Source organism: Effusibacillus consociatus (assembly GCF_042652925.1).
Taxonomy (GTDB): Bacteria; Bacillota; Bacilli; order Tumebacillales; family Effusibacillaceae; genus Effusibacillus; species Effusibacillus consociatus.
Window position 1 is genome coordinate 156,472 of the sequence record NZ_JBHSHC010000014.1, and the last position, 22,734, is coordinate 179,205.

General features: G+C 46.6%; 18 protein-coding genes, 1 pseudogene and 1 other annotated feature. Of the genes and pseudogenes, 14 read left to right on the forward strand and 5 right to left on the reverse strand.

Features of this window, described 5'->3' with window-relative positions:
• The first annotated feature begins 20 nt into the window (after window positions 1–20).
• The 6 genes from ACFO8Q_RS02575 (at window position 21) to ACFO8Q_RS02600 (ending at window position 8,621) form a co-directional block, all read left to right on the forward strand.
• Window positions 21–590, forward strand: a complete 570-nt coding sequence (locus ACFO8Q_RS02575) for a cob(I)yrinic acid a,c-diamide adenosyltransferase (protein WP_380024106.1) — start codon at window positions 21–23, stop codon at window positions 588–590.
• Between the two features lie 89 nt (window positions 591–679).
• Window positions 680–2,809, forward strand: coding sequence for an MMPL family transporter (locus tag ACFO8Q_RS02580; RefSeq protein ID WP_380024108.1), 2,130 nt, complete (start codon window positions 680–682; stop codon window positions 2,807–2,809).
• A 75-nt stretch (window positions 2,810–2,884) separates the two neighbouring features.
• Entirely contained in the window at window positions 2,885–4,177 is a 1,293-nt protein-coding gene (locus ACFO8Q_RS02585; RefSeq protein WP_380024110.1) for a glycoside hydrolase family 18 protein, read from the forward strand.
• Window positions 4,178–4,301: 124 nt separating this feature from the next.
• Window positions 4,302–4,545, forward strand: a binding site (T-box leader).
• Between the two features lie 72 nt (window positions 4,546–4,617).
• Window positions 4,618–7,080 carry a leucine--tRNA ligase gene (gene leuS / locus ACFO8Q_RS02590; protein ID WP_380024112.1) on the forward strand — a complete coding sequence of 821 codons (2,463 nt, stop codon included), beginning with the start codon at window positions 4,618–4,620 and terminating at the stop codon, window positions 7,078–7,080.
• Window positions 7,081–7,245: 165 nt separating this feature from the next.
• On the forward strand, window positions 7,246–8,034 hold the full coding sequence (locus ACFO8Q_RS02595) for an enoyl-CoA hydratase/isomerase family protein (RefSeq protein WP_380024113.1): 789 nt from the start codon (window positions 7,246–7,248) through the stop codon (window positions 8,032–8,034).
• Window positions 8,035–8,150: 116 nt separating this feature from the next.
• Window positions 8,151–8,621, forward strand: a complete 471-nt coding sequence (locus ACFO8Q_RS02600; RefSeq protein ID WP_380024114.1) for a redoxin domain-containing protein — start codon at window positions 8,151–8,153, stop codon at window positions 8,619–8,621.
• A 45-nt stretch (window positions 8,622–8,666) separates the two neighbouring features.
• Here ACFO8Q_RS02600 and ACFO8Q_RS02605 read toward each other — a convergent pair.
• A pseudogene (locus ACFO8Q_RS02605) lies at window positions 8,667–9,143 on the reverse strand (MFS transporter); the annotation flags it as partial.
• 222 nt (window positions 9,144–9,365) lie between these two features.
• On the opposite strand from ACFO8Q_RS02605, the gene ACFO8Q_RS02610 reads away from it, so the two are divergent.
• Complete coding sequence (locus ACFO8Q_RS02610) at window positions 9,366–9,878, forward strand: YdcF family protein (RefSeq protein WP_380024115.1); 513 nt, start codon at window positions 9,366–9,368, stop codon at window positions 9,876–9,878.
• Between the two features lie 73 nt (window positions 9,879–9,951).
• Window positions 9,952–10,230, forward strand: coding sequence for a YkvA family protein (locus tag ACFO8Q_RS02615; protein WP_380024116.1), 279 nt, complete (start codon window positions 9,952–9,954; stop codon window positions 10,228–10,230).
• 12 nt (window positions 10,231–10,242) lie between these two features.
• On the opposite strand, the gene ACFO8Q_RS02620 is transcribed toward ACFO8Q_RS02615, so the two are convergent.
• From ACFO8Q_RS02620 to mntR, 3 genes are all read right to left on the reverse strand, one after another.
• Complete coding sequence (locus ACFO8Q_RS02620) at window positions 10,243–10,632, reverse strand: acyl-CoA thioesterase (protein WP_380024118.1); 390 nt, start codon at window positions 10,630–10,632, stop codon at window positions 10,243–10,245.
• A gap of 72 nt (window positions 10,633–10,704) precedes the next feature.
• A complete protein-coding gene (locus tag ACFO8Q_RS02625) occupies window positions 10,705–11,790 on the reverse strand; it encodes a D-alanine--D-alanine ligase (RefSeq protein ID WP_380024119.1) in 1,086 nt (361 codons plus the stop codon).
• 57 nt (window positions 11,791–11,847) lie between these two features.
• Window positions 11,848–12,294, reverse strand: a complete 447-nt coding sequence (gene mntR, locus ACFO8Q_RS02630; protein WP_380024121.1) for a transcriptional regulator MntR — start codon at window positions 12,292–12,294, stop codon at window positions 11,848–11,850.
• A 170-nt stretch (window positions 12,295–12,464) separates the two neighbouring features.
• Between mntR and ACFO8Q_RS02635 the strand changes: the two genes are divergently transcribed.
• Both ACFO8Q_RS02635 and ACFO8Q_RS02640 read left to right on the forward strand, forming a co-directional pair.
• Window positions 12,465–13,085: a helix-hairpin-helix domain-containing protein gene (locus tag ACFO8Q_RS02635; RefSeq protein ID WP_380024122.1), complete on the forward strand. Its 621-nt coding sequence runs from the start codon at window positions 12,465–12,467 to the stop codon at window positions 13,083–13,085.
• Between the two features lie 38 nt (window positions 13,086–13,123).
• The gene (locus tag ACFO8Q_RS02640) at window positions 13,124–15,541 is read left to right on the forward strand and encodes a DNA internalization-related competence protein ComEC/Rec2 (RefSeq protein WP_380024123.1); all 2,418 of its coding nucleotides are present in this window, start codon (window positions 13,124–13,126) and stop codon (window positions 15,539–15,541) included.
• Between the two features lie 317 nt (window positions 15,542–15,858).
• Here the strand turns inward: ACFO8Q_RS02640 and ACFO8Q_RS02645 are convergent, their stop codons facing one another.
• A complete protein-coding gene (locus ACFO8Q_RS02645) occupies window positions 15,859–17,904 on the reverse strand; it encodes a LacI family DNA-binding transcriptional regulator (protein ID WP_380024124.1) in 2,046 nt (681 codons plus the stop codon).
• A gap of 424 nt (window positions 17,905–18,328) precedes the next feature.
• On the opposite strand from ACFO8Q_RS02645, the gene ACFO8Q_RS02650 reads away from it, so the two are divergent.
• From ACFO8Q_RS02650 to ACFO8Q_RS02665, 4 genes are all read left to right on the forward strand, one after another.
• A complete protein-coding gene (locus ACFO8Q_RS02650) occupies window positions 18,329–19,330 on the forward strand; it encodes a LacI family DNA-binding transcriptional regulator (protein ID WP_380024126.1) in 1,002 nt (333 codons plus the stop codon).
• Window positions 19,331–19,450: 120 nt separating this feature from the next.
• Window positions 19,451–20,272 carry a sugar phosphate isomerase/epimerase family protein gene (locus ACFO8Q_RS02655; protein ID WP_380024127.1) on the forward strand — a complete coding sequence of 274 codons (822 nt, stop codon included), beginning with the start codon at window positions 19,451–19,453 and terminating at the stop codon, window positions 20,270–20,272.
• 72 nt (window positions 20,273–20,344) lie between these two features.
• Window positions 20,345–21,517, forward strand: coding sequence for a substrate-binding domain-containing protein (locus ACFO8Q_RS02660; RefSeq protein WP_380024128.1), 1,173 nt, complete (start codon window positions 20,345–20,347; stop codon window positions 21,515–21,517).
• Between the two features lie 23 nt (window positions 21,518–21,540).
• A complete protein-coding gene (locus ACFO8Q_RS02665; protein WP_380024130.1) occupies window positions 21,541–22,707 on the forward strand; it encodes a levoglucosan dehydrogenase in 1,167 nt (388 codons plus the stop codon).
• The last annotated feature ends 27 nt before the right edge of the window (window positions 22,708–22,734 follow it).

Sequence of the window (22,734 nt, forward strand, 5' to 3'; positions counted from 1 at the left end):
TGCCAAGGGGGAATCTGCGGATGAAAATATATACCCGCACAGGAGATAAAGGTATGACGGGCGTCATCGGCGGTCGTGTAAGAAAGGATTCCGTTCGCGTAGAGGCATACGGAACGGTTGATGAATTGAATTCGTTGGTAGGTCAGGCAATTGTCTTGATGGATCCGGCGAAACATAAAGAAATGATTGCGGATTTGACGGAAATCCAGCACGAGTTGTTTGATGCAGGCGGCGATCTCGCTTTGGTGAAAGCTCCGGACGGGATGCAGCTCAGCTATAAAATCACTGCGGACATGGTGACCCGTCTGGAACAATGGATTGACCGCTACGATGCGGAATGTCCGCCAATCAAGCGCTTTATCCTGCCGGGAGGAAGTCCGGTGTCGGCCGCTCTTCACATCTGTCGTACAGTGTCCCGCCGGGCTGAACGGAGAGTAGTGACTCTTGCAGAACATGAACCTATTAATGAGGAAGTCCGGCGATATTTGAACCGGCTTTCCGATTTCTTCTTCGCGATTGCAAGAGCAGCGAATGTTAGAGACGGAGTCGGGGATGTGGAATATAAAAGAGGCGGAGAAGTCTTTCGTTAAGGAACAAGATGACGTAAAACCATCAGTGGTAACTCGTACCGAACATGAGCATATTAAAAGGGGGTTTTGACGGATACAAGGAGGGATCTATGAACCGATTTAAACAGCTCGGATACTGGGTTTATGATCATAGAAAAACGGTTTTGCTCCTGTGGATTGGTATAGCGATCATCAGCGGGATATTCGCGTGGCGGCTGCCGAGTGTACTTAAAGGAAGCGGGTTTATTGCCGAAGATATGGAAGCGTCAATTGGACGCAACATCCTGCGGGACAGATTAGGGGCTCCGCTGGCCCAACTGCTTGTGTTGATTGAAGCGCCGGAAGGCCAGACACTCTTGAACAGGCAGGCTCGTGAAGAGATTCACAAGATGAGCGGCAATCTGCAAAAAGCCCCTCATGTCATTCGAGTTTCGGAACCGTCGGAGAGCCAATTTTCGAGGGATAGGAAGCTCGCTTATTTGACTGTGGGTTTAGACCTAAATGAAGACGATGCACGTGCCGTACTTCCGGATCTGGAACGCCGTATCCGCAGCGACCTGCTCAAAACCACGCTCGCAGGGGATGCGGCCTTCTATGATGATGTAAATCGGGCAAGTCAGAATGATTTGAAGAAGGCGGAAGCGATCGGCTTACCCATCACGTTGGTTGTTCTGGTTCTCGCTTTTGGGACGTGGATAGCGGCGGGTTTGCCTTTGCTGGTTGGGGTCATGAGCGCAGGGGTAACGCTTGCGATTTTATACGGCATCGGTCAGTTTCAGCCTTTATCCGTGTTCGTCCTGAATGTCCCGACGATGTTAGGGATCGCGGTTGGTGTCGATTACGCGTTGTTGTTCGTATCAAGATATCGGGAGGAACTTCAGGCACGTTCAGTGCGTGAAGCGGTCGCTGCTGCCACCGGAACCTCGGGGCGTGCGGTGTTTTTTTCCGGTGTGACGGTGGTGATCGGCATCTCGAGCATGATGTTTTGGGATATGATGGTCACCCGGTCGGTTATGCTGGGAGGAATGCTGGTTGTCAGCATGACAATGGTTGCCTCCTTGACTTTGCTGCCAGCCGTATTGGGAATCTTAGGGACGAGCGTTAACCGGGGAAGGATCTTACGGGGTCGGAACCCGAATTCTACGGGCTGGTATTCGTTTGCAAGACATGTAATGCAGCGGCCCGCCTTGAATATCCTGTTTGGGGTGTTGGTCATAACGGCAATGATCTTACCGGTTCGGAACTTAACATTTGGAATCCCCGGAATTGAAGGTTTGCCCAAAACATATTCGTCACGATCCGCTATGGAGACTTTATACGATCATTTTGGCAAAGAGAAGTTTACACCTGTGGTGGTAACGCTGAAAAGTAAAAACGGGGAAATGCTTGAAGCACAAACTTTTGACCGTCTGCGGAACTACGTGCAAGCAATCGGAAAGCTGTCACACGTCAAAAAAATTGACAGTGTGCTTTCGTTAAACCTTCCTCTTCAATTGCTTCAGCATCCCCCTTCTGAACAGGTTCGGCAGGTTCGTGACCGATTCGTGAAAGGGGATGTTGGTCAACTGGTGCTGACGCTGGATGTGCCGGGGGATAGTGCTGAGGCCAAGCAGGTTGTAAAAATGTTGCGCAGTTCGAGACCAACCGATTTTGATACCTGGGTCGGAGGGGCTGCAGCAGCCGAAATGGATTTTAACGAAAAGATTCTGGAGAAAGTGCCCCATGCGTTGATTTATACGTTTGCAGTCACTTATATACTGTTGTTTTTGGCTTTCCAATCGGTAATTCTTCCATTCAAAGCGCTGCTTTTGAATTCGCTTAGCCTTGTGGCTGCTTTCGGGGTGTTGGCGGCCGCATTTGATACGATCAGTACGATCCTTCCCGTGTTTGTTTTTGCATTCGTGTTTGGAACCAGCATGGATTATGAAGTTTTCATGCTTTCCCGCATTCAGGAAGAGTACAAGCGGTTAGGGGATAACTCGGAAGCGACGGCCAAAGGGTTGGCTGTCACAAGCCGCCTTATTACGTCTGCCGCATTGATCCTCATTATGCTTACCGGCTCCTTCATTTTTACGGATGTAGTAACGGTGAAACAGGTTGGCCTCGGACTTGCAGTGGCTGTATTAGTGGATGCAACCCTGATCCGGCTTTTGCTGGTACCCTCGTTGATGAAGTTGTTGGGGGATTGGAACTGGTGGGCTCCCCGCTGGACAAAGCGTTTAAAAATTCAGATCGAATGATGAAATTTGTCTTATGTAAACTTGTCCTCTGAATATAGTATGGTAGTCTGACTGTGCTATGGAAGGAGGAGGCCAATGTTTGTCCACGTGGTGAAGTCAGGTGAATCCCTTTTTTCCATCGCAAAACTCTATGGGGGGACGGTAGAGAGGATCAGGGCTGCGAACGAATTGGAGGGGGAAGGACTCATTCCGGGCATGAGTTTGCTGATTCCGGCAGGCCCCCCAACTACTCTGCGGCCCTACAGAATTCAGGAAGGTGACAGTTTAAATTCGATTGCCAGGCTTGTAGGTACTCCGCCTCGCATTATCCAGGCGGTCAATGACACGTTTGATGAGCAGAACTTGGTAGCAGGGGAGACAATTTGGATCCCCTCACCCGTTCGATCGGACAAAGTGATTGATGTAAACGGATTTCTGATTCCGACAGGGAACGAAGCAGATGAGGAAATTCTAGCTGACACTTCTGATTGTTTAACATATGTTTCAGTGTTTAATTCCCGGGTTCATGCTGACGGCACACTGTCGGAAATTCCCGATCAAAGAGCTCTGCAGAGAGCAAAGGAAGAAAATATTGCACCTCTGGTTACTGTAACGAATTTCGATGGGACTCGCTTTAGTTCGGAGCTCGCTCGAACTGTGATCGGCCATCCTGAAATTCGAAAGAAGACAATTGAAAACATCCTGAATCTCGTGGAAGCGAAAGGGTATCATGGGGTAAATATCGATTTTGAACATTTATACCCTGAGGATCGGTTTGATTATAATGCTTTCATTCGGGCATTAGTGAAGGCCGGGCGCCCCCGGGGAATTCCTGTTGCTGTTACGATTGGCCCCAAAATGTCCGATGATCCCAAAAACCCGTGGATGGGGGCTTTTGATTACCGAGAACTGGGGAAGCTGGCCGATCAGGTTATCCTCATGACGTTTGAATGGGGATGGGTGGGAGGTCCCCCTATGGCAATTGCACCTTTGAATATGGTTAGAAGAGTATTGAATTACGCGAGTACAGTGATGCCGCCGGACAAAATTATGATGGGAATGGCCTTGTATGGGTATAATTGGCCTACTCCTTACGAGAAAGGCAGCCGGGCCACGGGAATTTCGCCCAAAGCGGCTGTTGAACAGGCAATCCGGACAAAAGGACATATCCATTTTCACGCGGAGTCTGCTGCACCCATGTATTCCTACCGTGGTCCCCGAGACGAAGCGCGGCAAGTATGGTTCGAAGACGCTCGCTCGGTGTTGGCGAAATTCCATGTAGTGGAGGAAATGGGGCTGCGGGGAATCAGTTACTGGATGCTTGGGCATCCATTCCCGCAAAATTGGACTCTTCTAAGCTCAACGTTTCAGATTCGAAAAATGGGATAAGCGGAAAACTGCCAATGGTCGGACATAACTAGCACAATTCAATCGAATCGATTACTCCATTGCACATTGGGTTGACAAAAGCAATCCCGTCTGCGTATACTAACAATCAAACATACGAATTCGACAAAATGCGCCGAAGAGGAGTAGTATTCGATCCAATCCTTTCAGAGAGCCAACGGAAGGTGGGAGTTGGCAGGAACAGTCGAAGAATCTCGCCTCTGAGCAGTTGCAGGGAAGCAAGTACCTGCCAACCGAGTAGTCCCCGTTACCGGACATCGAGTGGACAGATAATGCCGAATAAGCTGTTCTGTCTATTAGGGTGGTACCGCGGGAAGCTGAAATTGTTTTTCCAACCTCTCGTCCCTAGCATAAAGCTTTGGGGTGGGAGGTTTTTAATTTTTTCATCAATCTTTTTTGGGGTACTTATGGGGGTAATGTGAATGAGTGAACGGAAATACGAACCCGCAAACATTGAAAAAAAATGGCAACAGCATTGGGAAAACACCGGACTCCATACTACAGTGGAGTCGAGCGACAGACCCAACTATTATTGTTTGGAGATGTTCCCTTATCCTTCGGGACGTCTCCATATGGGCCACGTACGGAATTATTCGATCGGAGATTTGGTGGCCCGTTTTAAACGGATGCAGGGATACAACGTGCTGCATCCTATGGGTTGGGATGCATTCGGGATGCCTGCTGAAAATGCGGCGATCAAGAATAAAAGCCACCCGGCTTCTTGGACGTACGACAATATTGCATTCATGCGCAATCAGCAGAAAGAATTTGGCCTCACGTATGATTGGAACAGAGAGATTACAACATGCTCTCCCGATTATTACAAGTGGACACAATGGCTGTTCCTGTTGTTCTATGAAAGAGGCTTGGCTTATAAGAAAAAAGGGGCGGTCAACTGGTGCCCCGAATGTTCCACCGTACTGGCGAACGAGCAGGTGGAAGAAGGAAAATGCTGGCGCTGCGGCACCGAAGTGGTGAAGAAGGATCTGGAGCAATGGTACCTGCGAATTACCGATTACGCAGAACGCTTGTTGACCGATCTTGATAAACTCTCGGAATGGCCTGAGCGGGTAAAAACAATGCAGCGCAATTGGATTGGAAAATCGACGGGGACTGAGGTCATCTTCGGTATTGACGGACATGAAGGTTCGCTGAAAGTGTTCACCACACGTCCCGATACTTTGTATGGGGTAACCTATCTTGTTCTGGCACCGGAACATCCGGAGATTGCACGGATTACCGCCGATTCACCGAAAAGGGATGAAATCCGTCAATTTATTGAAGAGGTTCGCAAGAAATCCGAGATTGAACGTACTGCCGCAGACGCCGAAAAAATTGGCCTGTTCACAGGGGAGTACGCAATTCATCCGAAGACGGGTGATCGCGTTCCGATCTGGATTGCCAACTATGTGCTGCCGGACTACGGTACTGGCGCCGTGATGGGTGTGCCAGCACACGACGAGCGGGATTTTGAATTTGCGAAAAAGTATGATCTGCCGATCAAAGTTGTCATTCAACCTGCGGACGAGCAGTTGGAAGTGCCGTTGAAGGCAGCTTACACCGGGGAAGGTGTGCTGGTTGATTCCGCTCAATTTAACGGACTTCAGAATTTGGATGCGATCGAGAAGATTTCGGCCGATTTGGAACAAGAAAGAAAAGGGGAACGTACCGTTTCCTACCGTCTGCGTGACTGGCTGATCTCCCGTCAGCGCTATTGGGGTTGTCCGATTCCGATCGTTTACTGTGAACAGTGCGGAACCGTTCCTGTTCCGAAGGATCAACTTCCGGTGTTATTGCCGGAGAAAGTTGAATTCGAGGCAGTGGGCAAATCGCCTCTTGCAACCAATGAATCTTTTGTTAATACAACGTGTCCGTCCTGCGGCGGGGAAGCAGTCCGGGAAACCGACACTATGGATACATTTATCGATTCTTCCTGGTATTACATTCGGTACGCCTCCGCTAAACTCGAAACGGCACCGTTTGATACGGAGACAGTGAATCGCTGGCTGCCCGTTGACAAGTATATCGGCGGAATTGAGCACGCGGTGCTGCACCTGCTCTATTCCCGTTTCTTTACCAAAGTCTTGCATGATGCCGGGCTTGTAAACTTTGAGGAACCGTTCGAAAGTCTGTTTACCTTGGGAATGGTGACGAAAGACGGAGCCAAGATGTCAAAGTCAAAAGGGAATGTGGTGTCGCCTGAGGATATCGTCAGCAAATACGGCGCGGATACAGCTCGCACCTATGTGCTGTTTGCCGCGCCGCCCGATCGGGATTTGGAATGGAGCGATCAGGGGGTAGAAGGAGCTTACCGCTTCCTTGGACGGGTATGGCGTCTTGCAGAGGCCCACTCTGAGATGTTCGCGAACCGTCCGGCTGCCAACCATTCGCAGGGGGCGGCCAAGAAGCTTTGGCAGCAAACCCACTTTGCAATCAAGAAAGTCACCGAAGATTACGGGGATCGCTTCCAGTTCAACACAGCCATCTCTGCGATCATGGAACTGGTGAATTCGATCTATGCGTATCCGGAAGATGCGGATGCAGGCACCAAATTGGATGCGATTGAAACGGTTCTGCTGCTGCTGTCTCCGATAGCACCGCATATTACGGAAGAGCTGTGGCAAATACTCGGAAATCAAGAGAGTATTCATCTGCAAAAATGGCCAACGTTTGACCCGGCTGCCCTGGTGCAGGATGAGATCGAATATGTGGTTCAAGTCAACGGAAAAGTTCGGGACCGCATCATCGTCTCCAAAGACGCCACCCGGGATGAAATCAAGGTACTTGCGTTGGCACAGGAGAAAGTAAAAGAACTGGTTGAAGGCAACGATATTAAGAAGTTCATCGTGGTTCCGGGCAAACTGGTGAACATTGTAGTGGCATAGCATAATACGGATCCGACCTTGATCGAGGTCGGGCCTTTTTTTATGAGATTCACTGGTAATGAAACGGGAATGCTTTAAAAAACTAGCTGTGGACGCGAAGATTTTATGTAATAATAGTACACATACCGAACGTTTGGTAGGTGAGTACCTGAAGGAGGATTCGATATGGAACAACTTGTCATCGATACACACAATGGAGTACGGACGTTGACGTTAAATCGTCCCGAGCGCATGAATGCAATCAATGATGATCTCAGTTCTAAGATAGAACGGGCTTTGGCAGAGGCATCGTCGGACGATGAAGTTCGCGTTGTAGTCATTACAGGAAAAGGGCGTGCTTTTTGCGCAGGGCTTGACTTGGCAGATCTGGATATGAAGAAGTTGTCCGGTGTCAATCGGCAAGAACGGTTGGATGATCTCGGGTGGGTAGGGCGTCAAGCGCTGGGTATCGTTCATTGCGATAAACCCGTGATTGCTGCTATAAACGGTGTTGCTGCGGGGGCGGGATTTGCACTTGCACTTGCATGCGATATGCGCTTTATGTCTTCGAGCGCACGTGTAACTACCGGTTACATCCGACGCGGGTTAAGTCCTGACGCGGGAATGAGCTACTTTTTGCCCCGATTGGTCGGGCAAACAAGGGCTGCAGAAATGATCTTCACCGGCCGCGAGGTATTGGCTGACGAAGCCGAACGAATCGGACTAATAAACGGAGTCTTCTCTGATGAAGAGTTCAATGAGCGCGTAATGGAATTTGCCAGAGAATTGGCGAGCGGCCCTCCAATTGCGCTGACACTTTCAAAACGGCTTCTCACGGAAAGCCTGGAAACCGATCTGGCAACCTTATTAAAACAAGAGTTTTCATCTATCAAATTCTGTTTCGGAACCAATGATGTAAGGGAAGGCATTCAAGCATTTTTGGAGAAGCGGAAACCGAATTTCCGCGGGGAATAAAGATACTCAATGTTCGCAATCCGGATCTTGCTTCGGCGTGCGGCCGGAACTGGCTGGATGAAATAACCCGATTTCTGGTTAAACTAGAATGCAAAATTGCGGAAGGGGGTGGGGCTATGACACCAAGCGTCGGACAAGAGGCGCCCGATTTTGAACTGTCTTCGACCAAACACCAGTACAAAGTAAAATTGTCTGATTACCGAGGCAAACAAAACGTGCTGCTTGCGTTTTTCCCTCTCTCGTTTACACCCGGCTGAATTCAGGAGTTGACCCTCTGGAAGGGGGATTACAAACGAATCGAAGAGGCTGGGGCCGAAGTTTTGGCAATAAGTGCCGACCATATTTACGCGCTGAATGTATTCAATGCGTCTCTTGGAATGCTGCCGTATCCTCTTCTTTCCGACTGGCACCAGAGCACAGCTGAGGCTTACGGGATTCGGGACGAGAAGATGGAGGTAGCGAAACGGACTGTTTTCGTAATCGATAAAGCAGGCAAGATCCGCTTTCAAAATTTGGAATTTAAGGCACAACAGCGGGGACACTATGACGAGGTTTTGCAGCAGTTGGAGATGATCAAACAAATGTAGCAAACGGAAAAGGGGAGGCTTACATCAGCTTCCTCTCTGTTCTGTTTACTTGCTCATAGCTGCTTCCCTGGGGGTTGTAAGAATTTCTTTGGATGCAGCCGGAAGCAACAGGGATACTATAGATGCCCCCGTCAACAATACAATGGCCCAAATAAAGGAAAATGGGTATCCTCCGGTCAGATCATACAATACACCTGGCACATAGGCCCCCAATGCCGATCCTACTTGGTGGCTGAAATACAGCCATCCTAATACGACGCCGACAGAAAAACGTTTGAAATACTCTGACGCCAACATGGACGTGGGAGCCACTGTAGCGAAATCCACCAAGCCGAACAATACGGCGAAGATCAGAAGCAAATAAGGCTCGTCTGACATCATCAGGAGGATGATTGAAACTGCTCTCCCCGCATATAAAAAAGCAAGAAAATATCGATTGTTCCAATGATCCGCAATTTGCCCCGACAGCAGAGTCCCCACAATATTAAAAGCAGCCAGCAGACTGACAGCTGTTCCTGTCACCGTCAAAATCTCCCATCTTCCGCATTTTTCCAATTCTAACATAGAGAGCACGATCGATGAAGTGAATTGTTTCGATCAAGTAAATCGGAAAAATTGATGAAAGGTCCCGTGTAACCATATCCGCCATTCACCGTCTAATAAATTGAGGTGAAGAGGTTGCAGTTTCGAAAATGGGCATCACGATTTAACAAAGGTATAGCGGTATGTCTACTGGTGGGAGGATTGTATGGGGGTTGGCAATATATTTCCATTGTGCGATTCGGTAATGCGATTCAGCCGCACAAATCAGATGTCATCATTGTCCTGGGGGCACAGGTATGGGGATATGAGCCAAGCCCATCCCTAAAAGAGAGATGTAACTGGGCATATGAGTTGTACCGGCAGGGATACGCCCCGAAACTGATCCTATCCGGAGCGCATGGTGACGGATATATCTCCGAGGCGGAAGCGATGCGAAGATATCTGGCAGGGAAGGGAATCCCCCATGATGTAATGATTCTGGAGGAGCAATCCCATTCCACTCGCACGAATCTGCTGTTTTCGAAGCAAATCATGGAGCGGGAGGGAATGAAAACAGCCATTCTTGTAACAAACCGCTTTCATCAAAAAAGGGCCCAACTCCTAGCCAAACAGCTGAACATGAACACTAGCGGGTATGCTGCCAAAAGTCAGGCACTTTTTGAACCTTACTGGGTGGTAAGGGAAGTTTTAGCCATTACGAAAGACTCCTTGTAAGGCGACCGGATACCGGCCGCCTTTTTGGATTTTGTGGTATCATGACAGTACACCGGACAAGGAGGGAGAATGCATGGAACAAAAAAAAGGCTTCTTCAACCGTGTGGGAACCAACTTGCTAGGCATGATGCGGGACAAGCAGACACCACGGCGGGATAAATTTCTCATGGTGGCAGGCATCCTCTATTTCATTTCTCCGATCGATTTGATTCCGGAGGGACTGTTGACTGTATTTGGGTATACGGACGATCTTGCTGTGTTAATCGGAACTTTTTCTTTGATACGCAAGAATTACAAACGGTATGTGGAACGCCGACACAGCACCATAATTGATGTAACCGATTATGAATGAAGGGGCTCGATTTTAAAACAAATGGGCCTCAAGCTGTTCACGAATGTGCTGTGGTATAAACTCCGGTTTTTGGGTTGTGTGATTAAAGTTTACATAGGTCGCGGTACCTTTTGCACACAATCGATTGTCCTGATGCAATTCTTCGTACAATACCAAACTTGTGTTTCCTATTTGTTTTATCCAAGTCAATACCTCTACTTCTTTGCCGTAAAAAAGTTGACCAATATAGTCGATATTCATATTCACAATAATCATTTTCCAATTATCGAACGACAGATCAGGCATAAACATTTTAAAAATTTCATTCCGTCCTGCTTCAAACCAGACTGGAACCGTTGTATTGTTAATATGACCTACACCATCGGTTTCAGATACTCGCGGCTGTATAGTTGTCCTAAACATTTGATATCCTCCCTATTTCGAACATTCTGTTACAACCCCGTCGAAGGCTGTTCGAGCATGATTCGAGTCAGCCTACTTGCGATTCTTATCCTGATGACGTTCAATTGCCAACCGGATCAGTTCATCCAACAGCTCACTGTAACCGAGACCGGTTGCTTCCCACAGCTTTGGGTACATGGAATAGATTGTGAAACCAGGGAACGTGTTGATCTCGTTAATCAGGAAACGGCCGGTTTTCCGTTCCTGGAAGAAGTCAACTCGTGACAAACCGGCTCCGTCGATCGCCCGGTAGGCACGAATGGCCATTTCCCGAACTTCTGCCATTTTATCTTCCGGCAGATCGGCTGGGATGATCAGATCCGACGTACCGTCAACATACTTCGCGTTGTAATCGTAAAAATCAGCCTTGGGCACGATCTCTCCGGCAATTGAGGCACGCGGCTCGTCATTTCCAAGGACCGCCACTTCGATTTCTCGTGCATCCACGCCTTCCTCGACTATAATTTTACGGTCGTAGCGGGCAGCTTCATTCATGGCTTGCACCAGACTTTCCCGATTTTTCGCTTTTGAAATGCCAACCGACGATCCCAGGTTCGCAGGTTTCACAAAACAGGGATAGCCCAATTTTTCCTCAATGTCTTCGACAATTGGATTGGGATCTTTTTCCCACCTGCTTCGCAGATAAACACCGTACTTGCACTGCGGAAGTTCTGCGTGTGCAAATACTGCCTTCATCATCGCTTTATCCATTCCAACCGAGGATGCCAGAACACCCGCCCCAACATAAGGAACATTCAGAAGCTCGAACAGCCCCTGAACTGTTCCGTCTTCACCGTAAGGTCCATGCAATACGGGGATGACTACATCAAGCGTTTCGCTTATTGAAACCGGTAAGGTGGGACTGGGATCTTGAGAAAGCGGGAGGGTGGATGTTAAAGTTGTATCTTGTGCAAGCAGCTTCGGAGGAATTTCGGTGTCAAGTGCCTTATACGACTCGAGTCCGACGTGCCAAATTCCTTCTTTTGTAATCCCGATCGGGAGAATCTCATATTTCTCGGGGTTTAACTTTTCAATTACTGACCGGGCTGAATGAATGGAAACTTCGTGTTCACCCGAACGACCGCCGAACACGACGCCAACGCGAATTTTGTGAGACAAAGAAGTCACTCCTCTCCTGATGTGCAAAACAAAAAAGCCCCGCTTGGAGGCTGCTTTTTACTTGGATTCGCCGTCCGATGCTGCCAGGTCCCGAAGCTTTTTTCGGAATTGGCGGTATTCCTCCAAACATTCCGGGTAGTCCTCGAAGAACAAGACCAAGCTTTTCAGACTTTCCATTGTGCTTGGACTTACATGGTGTTCAATTCCCTCCACGTCCTTCTCAATCGTTGCCTCACTGACACCAAGCATACGAAGGAATCCTTCCAGCATCTTATGACGTTGTTTCATTAAACGACCCAATTGCTCACCGCGTGGGGTGAGAATGATGCCGCGATATTTTTCATACGTAACGTAGTTTTGTTCGTCAAGCTTCTGAATCATCTTCGTAACGGAGGAAGGCTGCACAGCAAGTGACGAAGCGATGTCGGATACGCGAGCATAACCTTTTTCTTTCATCAGTTCGTAGATTTTTTCCAAGTAGTCTTCCATGCTGGGTGTGAGCATTTCGCTTCCTCACTTTCAAATCCTCTTCTACGCTATTGTACTATGGAACTTCCCTATCTTGCAAACACGGGCCATTGAAGAAAATTTTCCAAAATTTTAATTCCCTTAAGAAGGGTTCATTCACTTTCTAGCGAAATAAAAAATTGGGGGGAAGCAGAAGAGGTGATTCCATGTTGCGTTTAACCAGACGTGAACAAGTTCTTGTGGTTGGTTTTTTGGTTGTGATTTTGCTTGTCTCAGGGGTCTATATGTACGGACGGCCAAGTTTGGCTTCCCAAATACCGTTGCCGAAGGCGGAAGAACAGGGCCAGGTGAATGGTGCCGCCAGCGGCAAACAAGAAACAACGGGATTAAAACCGGCGGGAGAAGTAAAGGTTGACGTGAAGGGTGCCGTTCATTCCCCAGGCGTTTATTCACTGCCGTCAGGTTCCCGAATCGCCGATGCGATCCAAGTTGCCGGAGGAGCCAACGAAAAAGCGGACCTGGAAGCGCTGAATCTCGCACAGAAACTTGTGGACGGCGGACTTGTAGTCGTACCTGTTAAAGGGGACTCCCAATCGGGAGCGAACACTGTAAAAACAGCTCTCTCCCCGGAAGGAAAACTGAACATCAATACCGCCACAGTGCAACAACTGGACGCAGTCAACGGAATCGGTTCTACCCGAGCCCAGGCAATCGTCCAGTACCGCGAACAAAACGGCCCCTTTCAATCGGTGGATGATCTTCTGAAAGTAAAAGGTTTCGGTCCGAAACTGCTTGCTGCCATTAAAGATCAATTAGTTGTGTATTAGGACCCCGCATCACTCAATCTTCGAAAGGAAAGATCCCCTTGCGTCGAATCCTCTTTCATATTGTGATTTGCTTAGTGGCGGGCATTGTTCTCGCCGGTTTTGCCCCGGTCGTGCCTCCTCCGCTGTTGGTTGGAATGACCCTGCTGATCCTACTCCTGGTTGGGGCATTGTCGTTTGTTTCCTGGAAGCGCCGCCGCCCCTTTCCAATCTTTCTGCTTGCTTTTCTCTTTGTTTCCGCTGGATTCCTCTACAGCCACTCTTACCTTGCCTTTCATCCCAACAAACTTTCTGACTGCTACGAACGAGACATCAGAGTAACGGGTATTGTCGAAGACACACCTGTTTTTTTGAATGGAAAGTGGCAGTATACAATTCGCGTCGAAACCTTAACTCCCGAATCCGGTCAACAGATCCTGCTTCGCGACCGAATCCGAATAACCGACTCCCGTAAAAATGGGCTTGCAGCTTCCTACGGTGACCGGCTCGAAGTAAGGGGCAGATTGGCGGAACCCTCCCCTCAACGGAATCCTGGCGGATATGATGATCAACAGTACTTGGAACGGCAGGGGATCCACGCTCGATTATCGGTACGAAACCCCGATCAGATTCAAAAGATTGGAACGGATACCACTTTGTACGGACTTACAATCGCCCCCCTCCGTGAACATACGTGGGATGTTCTTTACAAGCTGTTTCCAAAGGGGGAAGCGGAGTTGGCAGGCGGACTGGTTATGGGGTTTGCATCTGACTTGCCCGAGCAATGGGAGTCCGCTTTTGAAATGCTGAATGTCACCCATATTCTGGCCGCTTCCGGGATGAATGTCGGCTTGATTGCCGGCACACTTTTTTACTTCACCAAGCAACTTCGGATGCCCAAAAGATTTGCGAACATCTCGGTCATCAGCACCATATTGATCTACACTATGCTTTCGGGAGCAGGGCCGTCCGTTGTCCGTGCCTCATTAATGGCAACGCTCATTATCATAGGAGTCTCTCTCGCCAGACAGGTTGATGTTCTTACCACGGTTGCAATTGCTGCTCTGCTGTCTTCGCTTTGGAATCCGGGCATTATATCCGACATCGGGTTCCTGCTTTCCTTTATCACAACGTTGGGCTTGTTTTTAATCACTCCCCGCTTAATGCCCTTTCTACAAGGACCCTTGTGGCTGGGCTCCGCCATTGCTGTCACTCTTGCCGCACAACTGTCGTCGCTTCCGATCCTGATCTATCATTTCAACCAATTTTCCCCGTTTGCGTTGCTTGCGAATCTGTACATCATGCCGTTGACCTTTCTGCTTGTGACGATTGGGTTTGGATTGCTGATTGCGGGCTCAATTCACCCATGGGCAGCACTTCCTTTTGTTGGGTTTTATCGCATGTTACTATGGCTCCTCATCAAACCGATCGTCTGGCTGGCTGATACAACCGCGAATTGGACCTGGACAATTCCCAGCCCTCCCGCGTGGGGTGTGTGGATGATGTATGGTTGCCTTTTGTTGGCCCTGTATCGGCAGCAAGTGTGGAGTATCTTCCTCCGGATCAAGCCATTTTTAAGCAGCAGTTTTCGCCGTTTGGTTGTTGGCTTGATCGCCATGATATCGGTAACCCTATTTGTAGCTTGGCTTTGGCCCACACCTGTATTGCGCGTGACGTTTCTTGATGTTGGTCAGGGGGATAGCGCACTGATCGAGACACCTGGCGGGAACACAATTCTGGTGGATGGAGGCGGGGTTCCGTCTTATCTGGGATCCGATTTTGACACGGGAGAAAAAATTGTAGTTCCATTCTTGAGGCACAGAGGAGTACGAACGATCGATTTCATGGTTGCCACACATGCTGATGAAGATCATGTTCTGGGATTGTTAACGATTATGGATCGGATTGCTGTTCGCAATCTGATCGTATCCGGTTATGACGATCCCAGCCCAGTGTTTCAAAAGTTACTCCGAAAAGCGCGGGAGAAGGGAATTCCGATTTATGAATCGAAGGCGGGAATTGGCTGGGATGTAGAACCGGGGGTGAAATGGAGGTTTCTTCATCCCGGTCAAATCCGAACGGGAACACGGAGTGATACCAATGCAAATTCGGTTGTTTTTGAGTTGAATTACGGAGAAAGGTCATTTCTGCTCACAGGAGATGTTGAGGGGGAAGTGGAGCCGGATCTGCTGCCTTATGTTCGACCTGTGGACGTGCTGAAGGTTGCCCATCATGGCAGTCAGCATTCCACTACGGATGCTTTTTTGGAACGGGTTCGTCCGCACTATGCCGTCATATCGGCGGGCAAAAGAAATATGTACCATCATCCCCACAAGGAACTGCTGAAAAGGTTGGAACGAATCGGTTCAAAGGTGTTTCGAACGGATCAACAGGGGGCAATCACAGTCATCACCGATGGGAAGAAATTGGAGGTTCATACCGCCATCCGATGGATCGACGCGATTCGCGAATTCAGGTAAGCAAGCATAGTGGCAGGAATGGTGGGATTCCTTCGTGATGGATATGATTTTATCTGGCTGGGGATCGACCTCTGATCAAAAAAGCGTTGGTAAAAAAAGGCGCCTTCGTCTTCCAAATGAAAGTCCAAGCATCCAGAACGACTTTCGATATTTCCACCTTCTTCTGTAGTAACTCGTTCTATACGGAAGTATACTGTCCAGTGTAGATGGCAGTAATTATCAGCGATTTCATCCCACCGCCTATAAAGGCGGGGAAATTCTCGCTGTTTTGGTTAAAAAACAAAAATAGCGTTGAAAATTGTGGGAAAATAACAGGTTCATTTTTTCTGTTCGCTAAATTCATAATCATGACTCCATACATGGTTATTTCCGGCTTGGGTGGATGACAGACTTTCGGTTAGCTCTTTTGGCGGCTTTTCTTTTAGAATATCAACCCATGCTTTTTGGAGATTAGCATGAGTTACTGCGTACGGTTCAACACCAATAAAAGAAGGGATTTTTTTTCCTAAAAGGGTGTTGGCCACCGCTAGTGCCATAGCCCGTCCTTGTTCATACGGACGCTGCGCGCTTAGTCCGATAATATTACCGCCGCGCGCGATGTTTAGCGCAACCTCATAATCGAGGTCTGTTGTGACAATCGTTATGTCTTCTCTTCCTAAACTTTTTAAAGCCTTTAATACTTGTTGTGCAGGCTCTTCCCAGCATACATATAAGCTTTGAATTTCGGGGTGCTGAAGGATCATTTCCCGGCAAACGTCATAAACATTGCTGAGATTGTGAAATTGACACTTTGCAACCAAATTAAGTGATGGAAAATCATTTTTCATTGTATTTTCAACGGTCAAATCACGTTGTTTGGTTGCAAAAAAAGCTGCACCATGATTAACCATTCCAAAGTTTGATCTTCCCGTTTCCAACATATGTTTACCCAATATTCTTGCAGCGATTCTCCCGTTTTCCATCTCATTGACAGATATGCAGGTTGCATAATCCTCTTGGGTTAATCCTTCCGGAACGTTGTTTATAAGAACTAGCTTTGTGTTACTTTCAGCAATTCGTTTATAGCTTTCAGCTGTTTTAATCTCATCAACTGGAATACTAACAATGGCATTTGGTTTCATAGATAAGAGCCCATCCTGTTGAATCGATTGCAGTTCCGGATCAAAATGGGCATTTGTAACAGCTAGCATTTTAATTCCTAGGTTATTAAAGCAATCTTTCATCCCTTGCTCATGTAGTCTAGCCCATACATTACCTGCACAATGAAAAGAAACTGCAACCGAGTAGTTAGATTTTTTTAATAGCTTAACTTCCTCACTGGTTAACTCAAGTACCTGTGGCGGCTGAGCTTTTTCACCAAAAGGGCCCCTAGCAATTGAAACACTTGATTCCAATGCAATAAGGTTAGATGAGATTTTGCTAATTTGATTTGTATTTACCTCTTCAATATACCCAATACAACAGTTGATCAGATCAGCAATATCAATAGAAACATGCGTTATGCTTGGGTGCATTAAAGGAAAGGTTATAAATCCTCCCACAGAAACAACCGAAATATCATCCGGAATCTTAATTTGTTGTTGATTCGCATATTCCAATAGCTTAATCATAATATTCGGGTGCATCGTTATAATAGATGAGATATTTTTAGACGTTTTCAATACATCTTCAAAAAACAAACGATAGGTATCTTCTGTTTCCGATTTCCCTATTTCGAAAAACAAATTGTGCTTATGAGGTAGTCCGAACTGTTCAAACAATTGATTTGTTTTACTTCTAAGCCGTTCATTAAAAGATTGTTGACCATGGTACGTAATAATGCCAATCTCTTCATGCCCGCTTCTAATAAGATGTTTGAGGGATTTTTCCAAACCGCCTTCATAATCTAAATCAATGCAGAAAGCATTGTGACAGATCGCTTGTTTTTGCCCAATAGATATGATTGGGAATTTAGGATTAAATTTTTGATCGAAATTTTCATTAATTAAACAGTCATAAATAATAATATGATCAAGATTATAATGCTGTTGATAGTTTTTTATATCCTTAACCGTTAATTTGTTACCTTTAAATAATAGAGTAACAATTTGGTAAAGCTTTTCTTTAGGTAATAATTGATCTAATCCTTGAACTAAATCGTTAAGCAGCTCGTCACCAATGGCGGTTGTGATGATACCGATTGTTTGTGTTTTTGCCTTTTTAGAGATACGCAAGCTATCCGTGGGATTATAATTAAGTTCGTTCATTGCTTTCGTAACACGCATTTCCAATTCGTTACTAACATATCTAGTTCGATTGATCACATGTGAGACAGTGGCGATCGATACACCTGCTTTTAATGCAACGTCTTTTATCGTAGCCATAACATCACCTTTTACGTAAATATAACATTAATCAGTTCATAAACATTGTATTCTTTAATTTTAAAAAAAGTCAACTATCCCTACCAGAATATCAAAAAGGCTATATTTCACATGAATCTATTCGTTCTTGACGAGATAAAAGGATCTATATGCAGTAATTACAGAGAAAGTCAGCGAAGATAGACCCCAAGAAGAACTTTTTGCGTAAACTAAAAAACTTGTTGTTCAAAAAAGCCTCTTAATAGGTTCTTTTTTAAAAAAACTAGAAATAGTTTGACTTAATCAGAATCGGTGGATATAATTTAAGCCAGATGCAAAATTATATTTACGTAAATTACGGTGAATTCTGAAAAATGAAGACTAGAGGGCATCGATGTAACCGATTACACGATTGTTTAACTGGAAAATGAAAGGGTTTTCAATTATGGCGAAAATAAACGATGTAGCTAGACTGGCTAATGTATCCACGGCTACTGTATCGCGGGTTTTAAGTAACGCGGATAACGTAACAGAGGAAACGAGAGAAAAAGTGTTAGAGGCTATACAACGATTGAAGTACCAACCGAACATCTTGGGGAGATATCTTCGCAGGATGGAAACAAAAACTGTTCTTGTAGTAGTACCAGACATTACAAATTCTTTTTTTTCGAAAATCTTGCTCGGGATTGAATCGGTAGCTGTCAAGAGCGGCTATCAGGTTCTCTTGGTGGATACGCAAAACAGTGTTCACCTCGAAGTTGAATATTTGAATCTCCTGCGACAAAAGCAGGTTGATGGAATGATTCTGTTGACTGCCCGGATGAATCGAGAGGAGATTGAGGAGATAGCGGAACAATTTCCAGTGGTACTTGCGTGTGAATATCTGGAGGGTTCCAGAATACCCACTGTATCGATCGATAACATCAGCAGTGCCCGAAAGGCTACAGAGCATTTGATTCAGTTGGGACATCGGCGGATCGCTCACATTTCGGGTCCAATGAATATCGTTTTAAGCCGTGACCGTTTGCGGGGATACCAACAGGCTATGACACAGTACGAATTAGAAATTGATCCTGTACTCATTCAGGAAGGTGATTTCTCTTATGAAATCGGTTACAATCTCGCGATGAAATTTCTTGCTTTGGAAAATCCGCCAACCGCTATTTTTGCTGCCAGTGACGATATGGCCATTGGTGCGGTAAAAGCTGTGAGAGAACAGTCGTTGAATGTTCCTAAAGATATAGCGGTTGTGGGATTTGATGATGTCAAAATTGCCTCAATTTTTGAACCGTCCATAACGACGATTGCTCAGCCGATGTATGAGATCGGGACAACTGCAATGGAGCTACTTGTAAAATTGATTAACGGAAACCAGTTGAAAAGACGGCAGTATGTACTTGAGGATCAACTGATTATCCGGGAAACCTGTGGTGGAAATGCATGTTAACCAAATAATGTAATCGATTACGCTTGGGGAGGTGATTTGGGATAGTGAACTCTGTTCCTATAAGCACTAAGGCACACAAGAATTATTTCATTTAAAGGATTATTCCAGGAGGCGTTTTCGATGAAATTAGGATATCAAACCAATACATGGGGTGGAGTGGTTGGTCATCCCGCGGGAGTAACATCTGTAAAAGATTTGTACTATCTTGCAAATGGTTCCACAGAACAAGCTTTGACTGACATCTCGGCAGTAGGGTACAAAGGATTTGAACTTTTTGATGGCAACTTGATGCAATACATCGACCGCAAAAATCGCTTTCAGGATCTGTTAACAACCTATTCATTGGAGTTTATTGCTGTTTATTCAGGAGCAAACTTCATTTTCGCTGAGATCCTGGAAGAAGAATTATGGAAGATTGAAAAGGTTGCTGCATTTGCCTCAGAAATGGGCGCTCAACACCTGGTAGTAGGTGGAGGAGCTATCCGGGCTAACGGAGTCTTGGAGACGGATTATAATGCTTTGGCTGACGGCCTTAATAAGGTTGTTGCGATTGCTGAAAAGTACGGTTTGATTCCAAGCTATCATCCACACTTGGGAACCATCGTTCAGTCACCGGAACAATTGGATAAATTGATGCCTCTTACTTCCATCAATCTTTGTCCGGACACGGCGCATATTGAGGCAGGTGGCGGAAATCCGGCCGAAATTATCAAAAAATATGCAGATCGAATTAAGTATGTCCATCTAAAAGATTATGAAAATGGTGAATTTTTGCCTTTAGGGAAAGGGAAACAAAACTATCATGAGATCATGCAAGTACTGAAGAAAGCAAACTATCAGGGGTGGGTAACGGTCGAATTGGATAGTTTTGAGGATCCAAAAGAGGGTGCTCAAATCAGCAAAGATTATTTGAAATCCAATTTTGAGCTATTTGATCTGTAATCGATTCCAATTTCTTAGCGTCTTTCAACGCTTGGGAATATACAATTTTATTTAAAAACGGGGGTAAGTTCTATGAAAGCGAAAAAATACTCTGCCTTGCTTCTCGGTTCCGCCTTGATTGCCGGTTTACTGGCTGGGTGCGGCGGAAACCAAGCCCAAGAAGTAAAGACTCCGCAAACAGAAACTCAAACCAAACCGGCCGAAACTAATGGTCCACTTACTGTAAATCAGGCACTTCCGGACAGTCAAATTCTAAGCAAGGGACCGCATGGTGAAACAGCTGTTTCCGCCAAGACCCTGAAATTAACGGAAGATGATCTGAAGAAAATCAAGGAAAAGCGTTATAAAGCAGCTATTGTAATGCATTATGCTGGCAATGACTGGTCGACCGCCCAAGTTGAGGGTTTGAAGGCCGCATTCAACAAGATGGGAATTGAAGTCGTAGCCGTGACCGACGCTCAATTTAAAGCGGAAAAGCAAGTTGCTGATATTGAAACAGTATTGGCAAAGAATCCGGACATCATTGTGAGTATTCCGGTAGATCCGGTTTCAACGGCAAGCGCTTATAAAAAAGCAGCTGAAAAAGGCGTAAAGTTGGTGTTTATGGACAATACGCCCAACGACTTAAAGCACGGAGAGGATTACGTCAGCGTAGTTTCAGCCGACAACTATGGAAACGGTGTGGAAGCTGCGAAGATTATGGCCGAAAAGCTTGGGGGTAAAGGGAAAGTGGGGGTCATTTTCCACGACTCGGATTTCTTCGTTACCAAACAGAGAACCGATGCGTTTGAGAAGACCATCAAGGAAAAATATCCGGATATTCAAATTGTTGATCGCGGTGGCATCATCGGACCGAATGACGGGGAAAAAGTCACTTCCGCTATGCTGACGAAAAACCCTGATCTCAAGGGGATTTTTGTTGTATGGGATGTACCGGCGGAAGGTGCATTGGCAGCTGCCCGTACAGCCGGACGCAACGACTTAATCATTACAACGATTGATCTCGGTACAAACGTTGCATTGGATATTGCACAGGGTGGCCCCATTAAAGGGCTTGGCGCACAACTCCCTTATGACCAGGGTGTCGCGGAGGCTATACTCGCGGGATATTCGCTACTTGGCAAAGAAGCGCCTGCATATGTTGCTGTGCCTGCATTGAGAGTAACTAAGGAAAACGTGTTCGAGGCCTGGAAAATGGTTTATAACCAGGATGCTCCTAAGGCAGTTCATGATGCTGCGAAGTAATCGATTAGGGAGGTTGATGATCTATGAAAAAATTAAACGTTGGAATGATTGGCGCTGGTTTTATGGGAAAAGCACACTCGCTTTCTTACGCGGGAATGCCGATGTTTTTCTGGCCGGCCCCTGCGATTCCCCATCGAAAAATGATTGCTGATGTAACTGAAGCAGCTGCCAAAGATGCTGCCGCTCGTTTTGGGTACGATGAGTACACCTCCGATTGGAGACGAGTGGTGGAGAATCCTGATATCGATATTATCGACATCGCAACACCGAATGATTCCCATGCAGAAATTGCAATTGCAGCAGCTAAAGCGGGAAAGCATATCATTTCGGAAAAACCGCTTGCGCGAAATGCCGCTGAAGCAAAGTTGATGCTGGATGCAGTTAAAGAAGCCGGTGTAAAACATATGGTTGCATTCAACTATCGGCGGACTCCCACGGTCGCTCTGGCTAAGAAGTATATTGAAGAAGGTGCAATTGGTAGAATCCTCAATTTCCGTGGAACTTATTTGCAGGATTGGTCAGCCGATCCCAATTCTCCTTTGTCGTGGCGTTTTCAAAAAAGCGTTGCGGGATCCGGTACGCTTGGGGATATTGGAACTCATGTCATCGATTTCGCCCGCTACTTGGTAGGTGAAATAACGGAAGTAATGGCTACCGCACAAACTTGGATCAAAGAGCGTCCTGTTCAAGCTGGCGGGGCAGATAAGTTGGGGACGGTAAAAGCATCCCAAGACGTTCCGAAAAAACCGGTAGACGTTGATGACGAGTTCATCACATTGGTCAATTTTGAGAACGGAGCGATCGGCAGCGTTGAAGCAACCCGAAACGCATGGGGACGCAACAACTTCTTAACATTCGAAATTCATGGAGAAAAAGGCTCCATTTACTTTAACTATGAGCGACGAGATGAATTGCAAGTTTGCTTCGCTGACGATCCGGCAGACCGCCGTGGATTCAGAACCATTTATACCGGTCCGGCTCATCCGTACGGTGAAGGCTTATGGCCTATTCCTGCATTGGGTATCGGTTATGGCGAAACGAAGATTATCGAGGTCTATGACTTCTTCAAGGCGATCGTAGAAGACACCGATATAGCCCCGAATTTTTATGACGGTTATCAAATTGCCCTGATTTCTGACGCAATTTTGAAATCCGCCGAAAAAAATGCATGGGTAAAAATTGAAAAGTAAGAACATCCGCGTGATTCGATCTCCAGC

Coding starts and splice junctions, on each gene's coding strand:
- ACFO8Q_RS02575 (WP_380024106.1), top strand. CDS start 21: ATGAAAATATATACCCGCACAGGAGATAAAGGTATGACGGGCGTCATC.
- ACFO8Q_RS02580 (WP_380024108.1), top strand. CDS start 680: ATGAACCGATTTAAACAGCTCGGATACTGGGTTTATGATCATAGAAAA.
- ACFO8Q_RS02585 (WP_380024110.1), top strand. CDS start 2,885: ATGTTTGTCCACGTGGTGAAGTCAGGTGAATCCCTTTTTTCCATCGCA.
- leuS (WP_380024112.1), top strand. CDS start 4,618: ATGAGTGAACGGAAATACGAACCCGCAAACATTGAAAAAAAATGGCAA.
- ACFO8Q_RS02595 (WP_380024113.1), top strand. CDS start 7,246: ATGGAACAACTTGTCATCGATACACACAATGGAGTACGGACGTTGACG.
- ACFO8Q_RS02615 (WP_380024116.1), top strand. CDS start 9,952: ATGGAACAAAAAAAAGGCTTCTTCAACCGTGTGGGAACCAACTTGCTA.
- ACFO8Q_RS02620 (WP_380024118.1), bottom strand. CDS start 10,632: ATGTTTAGGACAACTATACAGCCGCGAGTATCTGAAACCGATGGTGTA.
- mntR (WP_380024121.1), bottom strand. CDS start 12,294: ATGCTCACACCCAGCATGGAAGACTACTTGGAAAAAATCTACGAACTG.
- ACFO8Q_RS02635 (WP_380024122.1), top strand. CDS start 12,465: ATGTTGCGTTTAACCAGACGTGAACAAGTTCTTGTGGTTGGTTTTTTG.
- ACFO8Q_RS02645 (WP_380024124.1), bottom strand. CDS start 17,904: ATGGCTACGATAAAAGACGTTGCATTAAAAGCAGGTGTATCGATCGCC.
- ACFO8Q_RS02650 (WP_380024126.1), top strand. CDS start 18,329: ATGGCGAAAATAAACGATGTAGCTAGACTGGCTAATGTATCCACGGCT.
- ACFO8Q_RS02655 (WP_380024127.1), top strand. CDS start 19,451: ATGAAATTAGGATATCAAACCAATACATGGGGTGGAGTGGTTGGTCAT.
- ACFO8Q_RS02660 (WP_380024128.1), top strand. CDS start 20,345: ATGAAAGCGAAAAAATACTCTGCCTTGCTTCTCGGTTCCGCCTTGATT.
- ACFO8Q_RS02665 (WP_380024130.1), top strand. CDS start 21,541: ATGAAAAAATTAAACGTTGGAATGATTGGCGCTGGTTTTATGGGAAAA.